The 15,106-nt window shown below is 63.4% G+C and carries 14 protein-coding genes and 2 tRNA genes; 3 read left to right on the forward strand and 13 right to left on the reverse strand.

Going from position 1 to position 15,106, the window contains the following annotated elements; genetic code table 11:
• Positions 1 to 59: 59 nt before the first annotated feature.
• The gene (leuD, locus tag E1809_RS11645; protein WP_133204401.1) at positions 60 to 662 is read right to left on the reverse strand and encodes a 3-isopropylmalate dehydratase small subunit; all 603 of its coding nucleotides are present in this window, start codon (positions 660 to 662) and stop codon (positions 60 to 62) included.
• Between the two features lie 9 nt (positions 663 to 671).
• Entirely contained in the window at positions 672 to 2,126 is a 1,455-nt protein-coding gene (leuC, locus tag E1809_RS11650) for a 3-isopropylmalate dehydratase large subunit (protein WP_133204402.1), read from the reverse strand.
• 112 nt (positions 2,127 to 2,238) lie between these two features.
• Here leuC and E1809_RS11655 point away from each other — a divergent pair, with 112 nt between their 5' ends.
• Entirely contained in the window at positions 2,239 to 2,958 is a 720-nt protein-coding gene (locus tag E1809_RS11655) for an IclR family transcriptional regulator (protein WP_133204403.1), read from the forward strand.
• Between the two features lie 36 nt (positions 2,959 to 2,994).
• A complete protein-coding gene (locus tag E1809_RS11660; protein WP_133204404.1) occupies positions 2,995 to 3,546 on the forward strand; it encodes a DUF1697 domain-containing protein in 552 nt (183 codons plus the stop codon).
• Positions 3,547 to 3,643: 97 nt separating this feature from the next.
• On the opposite strand, the gene E1809_RS11665 is transcribed toward E1809_RS11660, so the two are convergent.
• The 6 genes from E1809_RS11665 to E1809_RS11690 form a co-directional block, all read right to left on the reverse strand.
• Positions 3,644 to 3,716: transfer RNA gene (locus E1809_RS11665), tRNA-Glu, on the reverse strand.
• Positions 3,717 to 3,854: 138 nt separating this feature from the next.
• Positions 3,855 to 3,926 (reverse strand) — tRNA-Gln (locus E1809_RS11670).
• Between the two features lie 200 nt (positions 3,927 to 4,126).
• Entirely contained in the window at positions 4,127 to 4,840 is a 714-nt protein-coding gene (locus tag E1809_RS11675; RefSeq protein ID WP_133204405.1) for an HAD family hydrolase, read from the reverse strand.
• Positions 4,841 to 4,852: 12 nt separating this feature from the next.
• Complete coding sequence (gene gltX, locus E1809_RS11680; RefSeq protein ID WP_133204406.1) at positions 4,853 to 6,373, reverse strand: glutamate--tRNA ligase; 1,521 nt, start codon at positions 6,371 to 6,373, stop codon at positions 4,853 to 4,855.
• A gap of 106 nt (positions 6,374 to 6,479) precedes the next feature.
• Positions 6,480 to 7,256, reverse strand: coding sequence for a fumarylacetoacetate hydrolase family protein (locus E1809_RS11685; RefSeq protein ID WP_133204407.1), 777 nt, complete (start codon positions 7,254 to 7,256; stop codon positions 6,480 to 6,482).
• A gap of 56 nt (positions 7,257 to 7,312) precedes the next feature.
• On the reverse strand, positions 7,313 to 8,095 hold the full coding sequence (locus E1809_RS11690; RefSeq protein ID WP_235835556.1) for an MBL fold metallo-hydrolase: 783 nt from the start codon (positions 8,093 to 8,095) through the stop codon (positions 7,313 to 7,315).
• 77 nt (positions 8,096 to 8,172) lie between these two features.
• On the opposite strand from E1809_RS11690, the gene E1809_RS11695 reads away from it, so the two are divergent.
• On the forward strand, positions 8,173 to 8,880 hold the full coding sequence (locus tag E1809_RS11695; RefSeq protein ID WP_133204408.1) for an SGNH/GDSL hydrolase family protein: 708 nt from the start codon (positions 8,173 to 8,175) through the stop codon (positions 8,878 to 8,880).
• A gap of 157 nt (positions 8,881 to 9,037) precedes the next feature.
• Here the strand turns inward: E1809_RS11695 and E1809_RS11700 are convergent, their stop codons facing one another.
• The 5 genes from E1809_RS11700 to metG form a co-directional block, all read right to left on the reverse strand.
• The gene (locus E1809_RS11700; protein WP_133204409.1) at positions 9,038 to 10,150 is read right to left on the reverse strand and encodes a branched-chain amino acid aminotransferase; all 1,113 of its coding nucleotides are present in this window, start codon (positions 10,148 to 10,150) and stop codon (positions 9,038 to 9,040) included.
• Between the two features lie 115 nt (positions 10,151 to 10,265).
• A complete protein-coding gene (locus tag E1809_RS11705) occupies positions 10,266 to 11,330 on the reverse strand; it encodes a 3-isopropylmalate dehydrogenase (RefSeq protein WP_133204410.1) in 1,065 nt (354 codons plus the stop codon).
• Between the two features lie 87 nt (positions 11,331 to 11,417).
• Positions 11,418 to 12,206: a class F sortase gene (locus E1809_RS11710; protein ID WP_133204411.1), complete on the reverse strand. Its 789-nt coding sequence runs from the start codon at positions 12,204 to 12,206 to the stop codon at positions 11,418 to 11,420.
• A 69-nt stretch (positions 12,207 to 12,275) separates the two neighbouring features.
• Positions 12,276 to 13,103, reverse strand: a complete 828-nt coding sequence (locus E1809_RS11715; protein ID WP_133204412.1) for a hypothetical protein — start codon at positions 13,101 to 13,103, stop codon at positions 12,276 to 12,278.
• A gap of 415 nt (positions 13,104 to 13,518) precedes the next feature.
• Entirely contained in the window at positions 13,519 to 15,078 is a 1,560-nt protein-coding gene (gene metG, locus E1809_RS11720) for a methionine--tRNA ligase (RefSeq protein WP_133204413.1), read from the reverse strand.
• Positions 15,079 to 15,106: the final 28 nt, after the last annotated feature.

Consider the following 15,106-nt stretch of genomic DNA (forward strand, 5'->3'; position numbering starts at 1 on the left):
TGCGCCTGTCCTTTCAAGAGGCGGGAGCGTTCATACTGCGACAAACTGCCGGCAGGATCCTACTGCGTGCGCGCGGGCAGGGTCTTCGGCTTGAAGGACGGCCTCGTGGCCTCGTACGCCGTGATGTCTTCCTCGTGCTGGAGGGTCAGTCCGATGTCGTCAAGACCTTCGAGGAGGCGCCAACGCGTGTAGTCATCGATGTCAAACGGGGCCACGACATTGCCGCATTCCACTGTCTTGGACACGAGGTCCACTTTGACTTCGGTGCCGGGAGCGTTTTCGAGCACCTTCCAGATGAGTTCAATATCGTCCTGGGCCACCTGGGCCGCGAGGAGTCCCTGCTTTCCCGAGTTGCCGCGGAAGATGTCCGCGAACCTGGAGGACAGCACGGCTTTGAAACCGTAGTCCTTCAGCGCCCAGACTGCGTGTTCGCGGGAAGATCCTGTGCCGAAGTCGGGGCCGGCCACGAGCACGGAACCTGCGCTGAAGGGCTCCTGGTTCAGGATGAAGGACTCGTCCTTCCGCCAACCGGCGAACAAGGCGTCTTCGAAACCGGTGCGGGTGATCCGCTTCAGGTACACGGCAGGGATGATCTGGTCAGTGTCGACGTTGCTTTGGCGCAGCGGGACGCCGATACCGGTGTGGGTGGTGAATTTTTCCATGGGATCCTCCTAGGCGGCGTCGGTGGTGGTGGATGCCGGGACGGCGACGGGTTCGAGGTCCGACGGCGAACTGAGCGTTCCCCGGATGGCCGTCGCAGCGGCAACAACCGGCGATACCAGGTGGGTCCGTCCGCCCTTGCCCTGGCGTCCTTCGAAGTTGCGGTTCGACGTGGAGGCGCACCGCTCCCCCGGTTCGAGTTGGTCGGGGTTCATACCGAGGCACATCGAGCAACCGGCGAATCGCCATTCGGCACCGAATTCCTTGAAGACCTTGTCCAGGCCCTCGGCTTCGGCTTCCAATCGGACCCGGGCAGATCCGGGGACGACGAGCATGCGCACCTTGGGGTCCTTTTCCCGGCCGCGGATGATGTCGGCCGCCGCGCGGAGGTCCTCGATGCGGGAGTTGGTGCACGAACCGAGGAAGACGGTGTCCACCCGGATATCCTTCATGGGCGTACCGGCTTCAAGTCCCATGTACTGCAGGGCGCGCTCGGCTGCGAGCTTGGCGTTTTCGTCGCCAAAGTCTTCCGGAGAAGGGACCTCGGCAGACAGGGAGACACCTTGTCCCGGGTTGGTCCCCCACGTCACGAAGGGCTCCAGCGTCTCGGCGTCGAGGTCCACCTCAACATCGAAGCGTGCATCGTCGTCTGTGCGGAGCGTGTTCCAGTACTCCACAGCGGCGTTCCAATCGGCGTCCTGTGGAGCGTGGGGACGGCCCTGCATGTAGTCATACGTCGTCTGGTCCGGAGCGACCATGCCCGCGCGGGCACCGGCTTCAATGGACATGTTGCAAATGGTCATGCGGGCGTCCATCGACAGAGCCCGGATGGCGGAGCCACGGTACTCCAGAACGTAGCCCTGGCCACCGCCCGTGCCGATCTTGGCGATGACGGCCAGGATGATGTCCTTCGCTGTCACGCCGGGCCGCAGCGTGCCCTCGACGTTGATTGCCATCGTCTTGAACGGCTTGAGCGACAACGTCTGGGTGGCCATGACATGTTCAACCTCGGACGTTCCGATGCCCATCGCGAGTGCACCGAACGCGCCGTGGGTGGACGTGTGGGAGTCGCCGCAGACAACGGTCATCCCAGGCTGGGTGAGGCCCAACTGGGGGCCGACGACGTGCACGATGCCCTGTTCGGCATCGCCCAAGGAGTGCAGGCGGACGCCGAACTCCTTGCAGTTGTTGCGCAGGGTCTCGATCTGCGTCCGGCTCGTGAGGTCGGCAATCGGCTTGTCGATGTCCAGGGTCGGAGTGTTGTGGTCCTCAGTGGCGATGGTGAGGTCCGGCCGACGCAGGGGGCGGCCGGCGAGCCGCAGGCCCTCGAAGGCCTGGGGCGAGGTGACTTCGTGCACGAGGTGCAGGTCGATGAACAAAAGATCAGGCTGGGCGTTGGCTCCTTCACCATCACCCTTGCGCACAACGTGCGCGTCCCAGACTTTTTCGGCCAGTGTCTTTCCCACGGCCTGCTCCCTTCAGTGCGGTTGGCTTGACTACTTCAACTGAACATCAGCGCGTCGAACGGCGCCAGCGCAACAACTTGCATCTCAGATATTGAGACGGCAATATCATTACATGGACAATTCTAGTGGAGTCGGCGTCATCGATAAAGCGGCCCAAGTGCTCGACGCACTTGAGGCGGGACCCACCACGCTCGCGCAGCTCGTGGCCGCTACGGGGCTGGCACGCCCGACCGTGCACCGCCTGGCCCTGGCCCTCGTCCACCACCGCCTTGTCAGCCGGGATATCCAAGGCCGTTTTGTCCTTGGCAGCCGCCTTGTCGAGCTGGCTTCCGCGGCGGGAGAGGACCGGCTGATTGCCTCGGCCGGCCCCGTCCTCGTCCAACTTCGCGATGCGACCGGCGAAAGCGCGCAGATCTTCCGCCGCCAGGGCGACTGGCGAGTGTGTGTTGCTTCCGCCGAACGCCCCATCGGATTGCGGGACACCATCCCTGTGGGCACCCAACTGTCCATGAAGGCAGGCTCCGCCGCCCAGATCCTGCTCGCCTGGGAGGACCACGACCGACTCCTGGACGGACTCCAGAATGCGCGTTTCACGCCGACGGTCCTCGCGGGAGTTCGACGCCGGGGCTGGGCGCAGAGCCTCGGCGAACGGGAACCGGGGGTCGCCTCCGTCTCCGCACCGGTGCGCGGACCTTCCGGCCGCGTCATCGCCGCCGTGTCCATTTCGGGTCCGATCGAACGCCTTACCCGCCAACCCGGGCGGCTGCACGCGGAAGTAGTGTGCAACGCTGCCCGCGTCCTGACCGAAGCCCTGCGGAAGAACAACGACTGAGGCCGTGCAGCCGACCATTGCCAGTAGGGTTGGCGCATGAACAGCTTTGCGGTATTCCTCCGCGGCATCAACGTGGGCGGAATCAACATCAAGATGGGCGACCTCAAGGCTGCCCTCGCATCCTGCCCTTTCACGGGCGTCAAAACCCTCTTGGCCAGCGGCAACGTCGTGCTTCAAAGCGAACTGGATGCCGCCCGGGTCAAAGAGGTCTTTGAAAAGTGCCTGAGGGACACCTTCGGCTATGACGCCTGGGTCGTTGTCCTCCCTGCCGGCAGGCTCGCTGAGCTGGTAGACGCTTGCCCTTATCCTGCCGACGACAAAACGACGCACAGCTACGTCACGCTGGCTTCGGATACTGCCATGCTCGATGAACTGTTCGACGCAGGAGCCGCGCTGGGAGAGCCGGGCAATGGCGGCGTCGAGCAGGTTCGGCTGGGTCCCGAAGCTACGGCGTGGCTGGCTCCCGCCGGAGGAACGCTGGACAGCCCCTTCGGCAAGCTCTCCTCGAAAGCCCGCTACAAGGTGAGCACTACTACCAGGAACCTGCGCACCCTCATCAAGGTCAGGGACGCGGCAGCGGCGCCGTAAGCCGGCGAAAACGTCAAAAGAGTAAATACCCCGTTACCAAGGCCGTTTCGGGCAAAAAGAAACCCCCGGAGACCCTTTGGGTTTCCGGGGGAATTTGTGACCCCAGCGGGATTCGAACCCGCGTTACCGCCGTGAGAGGGCGGCGTACTAGGCCGCTATACGATGGGGCCTTGCACTTTATTTCTTTACTCGAACACCGTTTCCGCTATTCAAGCTGAATGAGTATTTCACACATTCTTTTTTGTTTCAAATCGGCGAACCTCTTCGAAACTCCTGGATTATCGGGCATATACCCGAGTTATTCAGAGCTGGGATACCAGGACTCGAACCTAGAATGACGGTACCAGAAACCGTAGTGTTGCCAATTACACCATATCCCATTGGCGCTTTTAGGCCGGATATTCAGGCCTAAACCTTCCCTCCGTGCCCCTCAGCACGAGTAATTACTCTACCCGAGACTTTCGATGCGCACAAATCGTGAATGGTCTTCCTCGGGCAAAAGCCCTGTTGGCTGCATCACACCGGACAGCTCCGCTCCAGCCGAACCCGGCCAGCACCTGATGCGGCCGGGTTCAACTGTTCAGGCAAGCAACCGGGACAAGGAGTCGATTTCGGTGCCCTTGAAATCGGCGACGACTTCCCCGGTCCGGTTCAGCCAAACACCGAGCAATCCTGCCGCTGTGGCGCCGTCGGCGTCGAGCAGACGGTTGTCCCCCACAAAAAGGGTCTCAGCCGGATCGGTGCCGAGGCGGCGGACGCCTTCGAGGTAGATGGCAGGGTCCGGCTTAGGCACCCCGACGGTGTCAGTCCCGACTAGAACCGAGACGCGTTCGAGTCCGGCGCTGTCGAGCTTGACCCGCTGGTAATCGTGAACGTTGTTGCTGACGGCGCCGTATGGAATCCCAGCCGCGTCAAGCGCATCGAGGATCGGCGCGACATCACTGAAAGGCCTCACCAGGCTGGGCTGCAGGAGGGCGTAGTCGCTGAGCCACACGTGGGATTCCTCGCCGCTGAGTTCGACGCCGAAATGACCCAATGCCGCCCGGCCCCGCAGGAGCCTCTGCTCGTTGAAAGTCAATTCACCGGCGAGGTAGCGATCGTAGAAATGCGTGGTCTCGTGCGTGAAGATACGGCCGAACTTCTCCCACCCGGCCTGGTCAAGGCCGGGCAGAAGATGTTCGCTGACGTTACGCAATGCGGTGGTCATGGCAAACTCAAGGTCCACCAGGGTGTCGTCGATGTCGAACAAGACGCCCTTGACCGTGCCAAACGAAGCGTGGAATGTGCTGCTCACGGATTGCCTGGTCTAGCCGCGGAACGAACGCAAACGCGTGAGCGAGGATTCCTTGCCCAGGATGACCATCGATTCGAAGAGCGGCGGCGAGATGCGGCGGCCGGAGATGGCGGTCCGGACCGGGCCGAACGCCAGGCGCGGCTTGATGCCGAGATCCTCCACGAGTGCCTGCTTGAGCGCCGTCTGGATGCCCTCGGCGCTCCAGTCTTCCACCGGTTCCAAGGCTGCCAGCGCTGCGTCGAGCACCTCGTCCAGGTTCCCGGGAAGGCCCTTGCGTGCGTCTTCGGCGATGTCGATCTTGTCGTCGCCCTTGAACAGGAAGGCGAGCATTTCCGGGCCTTCACCCAAAAGGGTGATCCGCTCCTGGATCAGGGGTGCCGCTTCGGCGAGGATCTCCTCCTCGCGCGGGGTCAGGATCTCACCCACGAAACCGGCGGCGCGCAGGTACGGGACGAGCCGCTCCCGGAAGTCCCCGGGCGTCAGCATACGGACGTGGGTGCCGTTGATGGCTTCGGCCTTCTTGAGGTCGAAGCGCGCGGGGTTGCCCAGGACGTCGTGGATGTCGAAGTGCTCCACGAGCTGTTCGACCGTGAAGATGTCCTCGTCCGCGCTGAGGGACCATCCCAGCAACGACAAGTAGTTGAGCAGTCCCTCGCGGATGAAGCCACGCTCGCGGTGAAGGAACAGGCTGGATTCGGGATCGCGCTTGGAGAGCTTCTTGTTGCCCTGGCCCATGACGTAGGGAAGGTGGCCGAATTCCGGCATGTACTCGGCCACGCCGATCGCGTACAGGGCGCGGTAGAGGGCGATCTGCCGGGGGGTCGAGCTGAGCAGGTCCTCGCCACGGAGCACGTGGGTGATTCCCATGATGGCGTCGTCCACCGGATTCACCAAGGTGTACAAGGGCGCACCGTTGGCGCGCACCACGGCGAAGTCCGGCACGGAACCGGCCTTGAACGTGATTTCACCGCGGACGAGGTCGTTGAAGGTCAAGTCTTCGTCCGGCATGCGCAGGCGCAACACAGCCTGGCGGCCTTCGGCTTTGTACTGCGCGAGCTGTTCCTCAGTCACGTGGCGATCGAATCCGTCGTATCCGAGCTTCGGGTCGCGGCCGGCCGCACGGTGCCGGGCTTCAATTTCCTCGGGGGTGGAGTAGGACTCGTAGATGTGCCCGCCGGCCTTCAGCTTGGCGATGACATCCTGGTAGATGTCGCTGCGCTGCGACTGGCGGTACGGTTCATGGGGGCCGCCCACCTCGACGCCTTCGTCCCAGTTGATGCCGAGCCACTTCAGCGCCTCGAGCAACTGGTGGTAGCTCTCTTCGCTGTCACGGGCGGAATCGGTGTCTTCGATGCGGAAAACCAGCTTGCCGCCCGTGTGCCGCGCGTACGCCCAGTTGAAGAGTGCCGTACGGATCAAACCGACGTGCGGGGTTCCCGTGGGCGAAGGGCAGAACCGGACGCGGACCGGGGTTTCGGCGTTGACGGCGGGAATTGACGAAGTTGAAGAATTCGACATGGCAGCAGTAGTCATAGTGGTTCCAACTTTACCGCGTGGAACCTACCGGAATTCGACGGGGGAAGCGCCCGACGGCGGCACCCGGGTGAGTGCCGCCGTCGGACCTTACATGTTGTGCCGCCTAGCGGCGGACCACCGGGTTGGACAAGCGGCCGATGCCTTCGATCTCGACCTCGTACCGGTCGCCTTCCTGCACGAGGCCTACACCGGCCGGTGTTCCCGTCATGATTACGTCGCCGGGCAACAGGGTGAACGCCTGCGAAACAACGGACACGAGCTCTCGCACGCCGCGGATCATCTGGTTGGTGCTACCGTCCTGGCGGAGTTCGCCGTTGAGCCAGCCTTTGATCGCCAAGTCTTCAGGATCCAGTTCCGTCTCGATCCACGGACCCAACGGTGCTGAGGTGTCAAAGCCCTTCGCGCGGGCCCACTGCAGGTCGGTCTTCTGGACATCCCGGGCCGTGAGGTCGTTGCCGCAGGTGTAGCCGAAAATGACGTCGTCGGCGCGGTCCTCCGGCACGTCCTTGCAAATCCGGCCGATGACGACGCAAAGTTCGGCTTCGAACGAGACTTCCTCCGAAAATTCCGGAAGGACGATGGGATCGTTGGGGCCCACCACAGCGGTATTCGGCTTCAGGAAGAGCAACGGCTGCTGCGGCACCTCGTTGCCCAGTTCCTTCGCGTGCTCAGCGAAGTTCCGTCCGACGCCGATGACCTTGCTGCGGGGAATGATGGGCGCCAGGAGGCGAACGTCCTCAAGCTTGTGGCGGACGGAAGTCCGCTCAACACCATTGAAGAAGGGATCCCCGTGGATCACAGTGACAAACTCACTGCCGGGCTCACCTTCGACGACGCCGTAGACGGGATCAGAATCAACAACAAACCGGGCGATACGCATGGCTCCTACCCTACCGTCCGGGAGCAGCCGGTCCGCGCCCGGACGCCACGCCCGCGTCAGCCGCGGAGGTAGTCCAACTGCGCCGCAACGGAAGTTTCCGCGGCCCACCGCACGGAAGGGTCGACGTCGGGATACACCGCGTCGGTGACGGCGTGGACGTCTGCTTGCGCGCCGATTCGCGAGAGGGCGGCACGGATCTGGTCCAGTCGCATTTCCCTGTGGGCACGATATTCGCGGCACACCGCATCCACCGCCGGGAGTACCGGTCCGTGCGCGGCCAACAGGGTTGCCGGACCGAGTGCCTCAAGGGCGTCGAGGCTCGCGAGGTAGTCGCCCAAGGTGCCGTCGGGATAGTCCAGGACAGTGGTGCCGCGGCCGAGGATGGTGTCGCCGGTCAGCACGGAGCCGTCCGGACCGTCACCGGGCAGGTGGAAACAGACAGAGTCCGAGGTGTGCCCGGGAGTGGACAAGACCCGGATCGCGACTCCGGCGGCCTCGATGACCTCGCCGTTGCGCAATGGTTCGCCGCCGTGGCAGTGTGCCGGATCCGCTGCCCGGACGGGCGCCCCGGTGAGTTCCCGGAATCGCACGGAAGCCTCGGTGTGGTCCTTGTGGCGATGCGTGATGAGGACGAGTTCGACGGCGCCACTCGAGGCCAGCGCGGCAAGGTGCGTTTCGTCGAGCGGCCCGGGGTCCACAACCACCACCCCGGAAGAACCAGACGCTCCGATGACGTACGAATTGGTACCGTCGAGGCTCATCGGCCCCGGGTTGGGCGCCAGCCGGTACCGGGTCAGGGTGCTGCTTTTGACGAAGGAGGCATCATCGACCGAACTCACGACTCCATCTTTGCATAAGCGCCGAACCCCGAAATCCCGAACCACGTAGCATGGGTCCAGGCAGTAGGGGGATTTCAATGTTGCGAATCCACGGGGCCCGCAGGGGGCTCTGGTGGGCGGCGATGGCAGTTGCGGCCGCCCTCGTCCTCAGTGCTTGTTCCGTAGACACCGGCCTGCCCTCCCCCGTGGCAACCCCGCGGACCACTGTAGTGATCATCGGCGACTCGCTCAGCACAGGCCACGGCACCTCCCCCGCGGACGCTTGGCCAAACCTCGTGGAGAACGATCCCGCCTTCCAGCGGTACCAGGCGACCATCGTCAACGCCGCAGAAGACGGAAGCGGCTACGTGAGCATCGGCAACGGCGGCTCGACCTTCGGCTCACAAGTCGTCCAGTCGGTAACCTCCGACGCCAGTTTGGTGCTGTTCTTTGGTTCCGAAAACGACATGGGCTCTGCGCCCGGGGAAACCGAACTCGCGGCATCGCAGGCATTCGCCGCCGCCAAGGAACATGCTCCCCGAGCCGCGATCCTCGTTGTGGGCCCTCCCGCCTACACGAACACTCCCGAGCAGGAACGCCTCGATATCAGGGACGAAGACAAGGCAGCTGCCTTGAAGGCAGGCGCCGAGTTCGTGGACCCGATCGAGCTTGGCTGGATCGTGGACGACGTCGCGAACCTCATCGGCCCTGATGGCGATCATCCTTCAGTTGCGGGACAGCATTACCTGCAGGCGCACATGGAAGCGCTCATGGAACCGATGATCAAGCGGGCGCTGCCGCAGTAGCGGCTCCCGCCGCTCGTGCCTCCGCTCGCTCCATGTGGGCGAAACGCCGACGGCGGCCCGGCCACCGAAGTGGAGGGCCGCCGTCGGGCTCCAAGACAGGGCCCACGCCGGCGAGGGACCCGAGCCGAGCTTGCGAGGCTTGGGAGCCGGTGGGGACTTAGGCGAGGCGCGTCAGCCAGCCGTGCCGATCCTCGATGCTTCCCGTCTGGATGCCCAGGAGCTGCTCCCGGATGGCCATGGTGGTCTCACCGGCCTTCGCGTCCTCGGAACCGATGAATTCCGTCTCGTCCTTCAGAACGCCGATAGGCGTAATCACGGCAGCGGTGCCGCACGCGAAAACCTCTGCGATATCGCCGCTGGCCACGCCTTCACGCCACTCGGCGAGGGTGATCTTCCGTTCGGCAACCTCGCGGCCCATGTCCTTGGCCACCTGGATGACCGAAGAACGGGTCACTCCTTCGAGGATGGTGCCCGTGAGCGCCGGAGTGACGAGCGAGCCGTCCTTCATGACGAAGAAGACGTTCATGCCGCCAAGCTCTTCAACGGCGTCGTCGTTGAAGTGGTCCAGGAAAAGGACCTGCTTGCAGCCGTTGGCTTCGGCTTCCATCTGGGCGATGAGCGACGCGGCGTAGTTGCCGCCGCACTTGGCAGCCCCCGTACCGCCACGGCCTGCGCGGGCGTATTCGCGGGAAATCCAGATGGACACCGGCTTGAGTTCACCGCCGAAGTAGTTGCCGGCCGGCGAAGCGATGACCCGGAAGGACACTTCGCGGGCTGCGCGGACACCGAGGAAAGCCTCCGTGGCGATCATGAAGGGCCGCAAGTACAGGGCCTCGCCATCTCCGGACGGAACCCATTCCTTGTCCGCCTGGACGAGTTCACGGATGGCGCCGAGGAAGTACTCTTCCGGGAGTTCGGGAAGCGCCAGGCGACGGGCCGACTTGTTCAAACGAGCCGAGTTCGCCTCCGGGCGGAACGTCCACACCGAGCCGTCGGCGTGGCGGTAAGCCTTGAGTCCTTCGAAGATTTCCTGGCCGTAGTGGAAAACGGCTGCCGAAGGATCCAAGGAAATCGGTCCGTAAGCCTCGACCCGGGCGCTGTGCCAGCCGCCCTTGCCCTCTGCGTCGACGCTGTAGTCGACGATGACGGTGTTGTCGGTGAAGTAGTCGCCAAATCCCGGGTTTGCCAGGATTTCCGCACGCTCCTCAGCAGACTTCGGGTTCGCCGAGAGTTGCTGGCTGAATTCGACGCCGTGGGCAGTCTGAGTCATGTTTCCTCCAGTCGGCTACCTGTCAGAGCGAACCTTCTCTTGGAGGATATGGTTCAGCGACGGACCACGGCAGCAGGTAAATAATCCAAGTAAAGCTTACGCCCGAGTAGGGGAACTAAAGTGCGGCCGCGATGGCGTCACCAATGGCAGCCGTCTTGCGGGTTTCGCCCGTACGGCTTTCGATGTCTGCCACCACCGCGGTTTCTATCCTGCGGGCCGCGTTCGAGTAGCCGAGGTGGTCGAGCAGGAGCGCAGCGGACAAAATGGCGGCGGTTGGATCCGCCTTCTGCTGGCCGGCGATGTCCGGAGCGGAACCGTGGACCGGTTCGAACATGGACGGAGCAGTGCGGTCCATGTTGATGTTTCCGGAAGCAGCCAGGCCAATGCCACCGGTGACGGCTGCGGCGAGGTCCGTGATGATGTCGCCGAACAGGTTGTCTGTGACAATCACGTCGAAGCGCGAGGGGTCGGTCACCATGAAGATCGTGGCCGCGTCAATGTGCAGGTAGTCGTGGGTGACCTGGGGGAATTCCTTGGCTACGGCTTCAACCGTGCGCTTCCACAGGTGGCCGGCGAAAACCAGGACGTTGTGCTTGTGGACCAGGGTCACGTGCTTGCGGGGCCGCTGGCTTGCACGACGGAAGGCGTCCCGGACGACGCGTTCGACGCCGTGGGCCGTGTTGAGCGAAACTTCCGTTGCGACTTCGTGCGGGGTGCCTCCACGCAGGGTTCCGCCGTTGCCTACATAGGGGCCTTCGGTTCCTTCGCGGACCACGATGAAATCGATCTCGCCCGGGTTGGCCAAGGGGCTGCCGACGGTGCCGTACAGCCGGGACGGCCGCAGGTTCACGAAGTGGTCCAGGCTGAAGCGGAGCTTGAGCAGCATCTCGCGTTCAATGATGCCCGAAGGGATGCGGGTATCGCCGGGGGCAGCTCCCACCGCGCCGAACAGGATGGCGTCCCGGGTGCGCAGGTCCTCCAGGACTTCGTCCGGAAGCGTCTCTCCGGTCTCGAGCCAGTGCTGGGCCCCGAGCTTGTACTCGGTCTGCTCGAGGGCTACGCCTTCCTCGGCGACAACCTTCTCCAACACCTTGAGGGCTTCGGCGATGACTTCGGGGCCGATGCCGTCCCCAGGGATGACGGCCAGGTTGATTGTTGCGGAGGGGTGCGTTGCGCTCATGTTTTCAGGGTGCCAAGGCATCCACATGCTGGTCAAAATCGTCTCATCATTTGAACGGCTATCGCCCGTTTCGGGCCTCCTGGTGCGTTATGGGCCGGGAACCGGTGAAGCAACCACTGCGACATTCTTGCCCCACAGGTCCTGCGTGTAGCAACTGATGATCACCAAACGGTTGGCCACCGCGTTCCAGATAGGGCTGTCCTTCAAGTTCGATTTTGTGTAGGTGGTGACGGACTCGACTTTGTAGGTCATCGTTCCCGTTGCCGTGACCACATTGAGCTCATCTCCCGGGGCTGCCGCCGTACTGAGATGGTTGAACGGAGCGTCGAGGCCTTCCCAACTGTGCCCGATCACGTAAGTGGTGTTCGTCGATCCAGCACCCGGGGTTCCAAACGTACTGAGCCAATATCCGTCCATCGTCTCCGGCGGCTCAATGCTCTGCCCACTCACTGCAGCAGGGTCTGGCTGAAGCGGGTGTATCGCCACGTCAAGGTCGGCCGCCGGATATGTAATCCGCACGGGAGCCGACGCCGCAGGCAACGAGATTTCCGGCGGGGAAGCAGGTGCGCCCAAAGCCGCGTGGATCGCTGAGGGCTTGTCCGAAGGAGCCGGCGACGACGGCGCCGGGGTCCCGGCAACGGCATCCGGCGCTGGACTTGCCGGGGAATCCGGCGGGACCGCCGGACTGATCGATGCCCTCGCCGTCTGGCCCGCGCCGAACGCGGGTGGATTGCCGGGGCCCGAAACCCCATAGACCACCCAGGAGACGAGCAGGCCGCCAACGCAGATCGCCAACACGAGAAGATCCCGGGGACTGATCAGAAGGCCGCGGATACCACGTACACGGGACGGCCGCGTGGAGCGGTGACTGGCCATGATCACTCCTGGAGATTGTGCAAGGGGCTGGGTGCCGAACATTCGCGTGCGGCACCCAGCCGGGTCTGCCTAGCGGTGGGCCTTCCGGGACCGCATACCGCTCTTCGCGATCACGAAGGCGGCAACTGCGCCGAAAAGCCCGGTCAGGCCGGCAAGCCAAGCCGGGATACCGGCGCCCGGCCGCGCGCCGACGGCTGTCTGGACGTTGTAGCCCACATTGGTTATCGGGGCTGTAGGCGAAACAGCGGGGGCTCCACCGGCGGGAGCTGGAGTAGCGGCGACCGGTGCCGACACGGACACCGGAGCGGCCCCAGGTACGGCGGCCTCGGGTGCTGGCGCCGCGACCGGTGGAACCACGGGTGTCACGGGCACCGACTGATCCCCTGGCGGCGTGCTCGCGGGCGGGGTGCTCTCGGGCGGGGTGGTCGCCGGCGGATCTACCGGCGGAGTAGTCGCGGGCGGGGTGGTCGCCGGCGGATCCACCGGCGGAGTAGTCGCTGGCGGATCTACCGGCGGTGTGGTCGCTGGCGGATCTACCGGCGGTGTGGTCGCTGGCGGATCTACCGGCGGTGTGGTCGCCGGCGGGCTCGTCACTGGCGGGCTAACCACCGGCGGGTCGGCCAGCTTGCACCCCGCGTTGAGGATTGCGATGTTTTCCGGAGTCAAGTTCTGGCCATTGGGCAGAATATTGCCGGAGTTTGCGGGAATAATGTCGTTAGCATCCCCTGCATGCCCGGACAATGCACTGAGATCAATGGTCAATTCCACGTACGGGTGCGCCGCTGAATGGGTTGCATGGCAGATCGTGATCTTGTCTGTTGGTGCTGCGTTGGCCGACACGGCGGCACCCAGCAATCCCAGACCCACGACCCCCAAGGTCGCAATAGTCCTTTTCATTTCGGTTCCTCCCAGCAAATCAGGTTCGAATTGACCTGACTTTGCGGAGTAACCATCTACGAGACCAAGTAGGAATAAGTGCGGTGGACCTCAAGCAGCGAGATGAATCTTGACAGTTACTCCCCAGAAATTGCCATCAATTCGCTTGCTTTTCAGGCTAGGTTTTTACCTCTTGATTAACCCGAGTGGAGTGTACGCGTTTACGTACAGGATCCAGTGAGTCTTGACAGGGCCACTACCTGCACCGGGCCGGTCCCCACTCGCCCGCACGAAGAGACCACCTGGAAACACAACGAGCTGTCGGCTTTGTCCCCGAAGGCACGCAGGCCATCGGACGGGAACAAAAACGCTCCCCCACTCGGCCAGGTCCGGCCAGGTGAGGGAGCGCTTGAAAGACGCAACTCGAAGCGAGCGTCTAGGATTCGGCGGGCTCTTCGTAGCGTGGGAAAACCGGCGCCGGGGCCGGGAGCTCAGTTCCGGCGACGATCGGAGCGGAAATGGCGGCGAACTGGCGCGCCTCCCCTTCCGGCTGTCCCAGTGCCTCGAGAAGCTTGGCGGCCGACGTCGGCATGACCGGCTGGGCGAGGATCGCCACCGTACGTACAACTTCCAGCGTGACGTACAAAACCGTGTTCATGCGCTCGACGTCGGTCTTGCGCAGGACCCACGGTGCCTGCTCGGCGAAGTACGCATTGGTATCACCCAGCACGGACCAGATCGCCTCAAGGGCACGGCTGAATTCCTGCTTCTCAAAGGCTGCGCGGGCGGCATCAAGGAGCCCGGAAGCCTGCGCCAGCAACGCCGAGTCCTCCGCAGTGAATTCGCCCGGAACCGGAACTTTGCCTTCGCAGTTCTTGGCCACCATGGACAACGAACGTTGTGCGAGGTTGCCGAAGTTGTTGGCCAGGTCAGCGTTCATGCGGCCCACGATTGCCTCGTGGTTGTAGCTGCCGTCCGCACCGAACGGCACCTCGCGCAGGAAGAAGAACCTCACTTGGTCCAGGCCGTACTGCTCCACAAAGTCCTGCGGAGCAACCACGTTGCCCAGGGACTTGGACATCTTGACGCCGTTGTTCGTCAGGAAGCCGTGGATCATGACGCGCTTGGGCAGCTCAAGGCCTGCGCTCATGAGGAATGCGGGCCAGAAGATGGCGTGGAAGCGGGAAATGTCCTTGCCGATGACATGGACATTCGCGGGCCAGAACCTGTTGAAGCGCTCCGACTCGACGTCCGGGTAGCCGACGCCGGTCAGGTAGTTGGTCAGGGCGTCGACCCACACGTACATCACGTGCTTGTCGTTGCCTGGAACCGGGACTCCCCAGTCGAAGGTGGTGCGGCTGATGGACAGATCCTGCAGTCCTTGCTTGACGAAGCTGATCACTTCGTTGAAGCGGTAGTTCGGGGCGCCGAACTCAGGCTGGGATTCGTACAGGGCCAGCAACTTGTCCTGGTACGCGGAGAGGCGGAAGAAGTAGCTCTCCTCTGCCGTCCAGGTCACTTCGGTGTCCGTACCGACCGAGTAGCGGACGCCATCGTCCTTCACCACGGTCTCGTCTTCGGTGTAGTAGGCCTCGTCGCGCACCGAATACCAGCCCTCGTACTTGGACAGGTAGATATCGCCGTTGGCTTCCATCTTCTTCCAGATGGCCTGCGAGGCGGCATAGTGGTCGGCGTCGGTGGTGCGGATGAAGCGGTCGTACGAAATACCCAAGGCGGCGTGGGCGGCCTTGTAGATTTCGGCGTTCCGGTCCACGAGTTCCTTCGGCGTGATGCCTTCCTTGTCGGCAGCCTGGGCGATCTTCATGCCGTGCTCGTCCGTACCGGTCAGGAACATCACGTCGTAGCCGTCGAGGCGCTTGAAACGGGCCATCGCGTCAGTGGCAATGTACTCGTAGGCGTGGCCGATATGCGGTTCGCCGTTGGGGTACGTGATGGCCGTAGTGATGTAGAACGGGGTTTTTTCTGGAGACGTCACTCTACGAAGTTACCTTCTCTTGGAGATG

The organism is Arthrobacter terricola, from assembly GCF_004354015.1.
Taxonomy (GTDB): Bacteria; Actinomycetota; Actinomycetes; order Actinomycetales; family Micrococcaceae; genus Arthrobacter; species Arthrobacter terricola.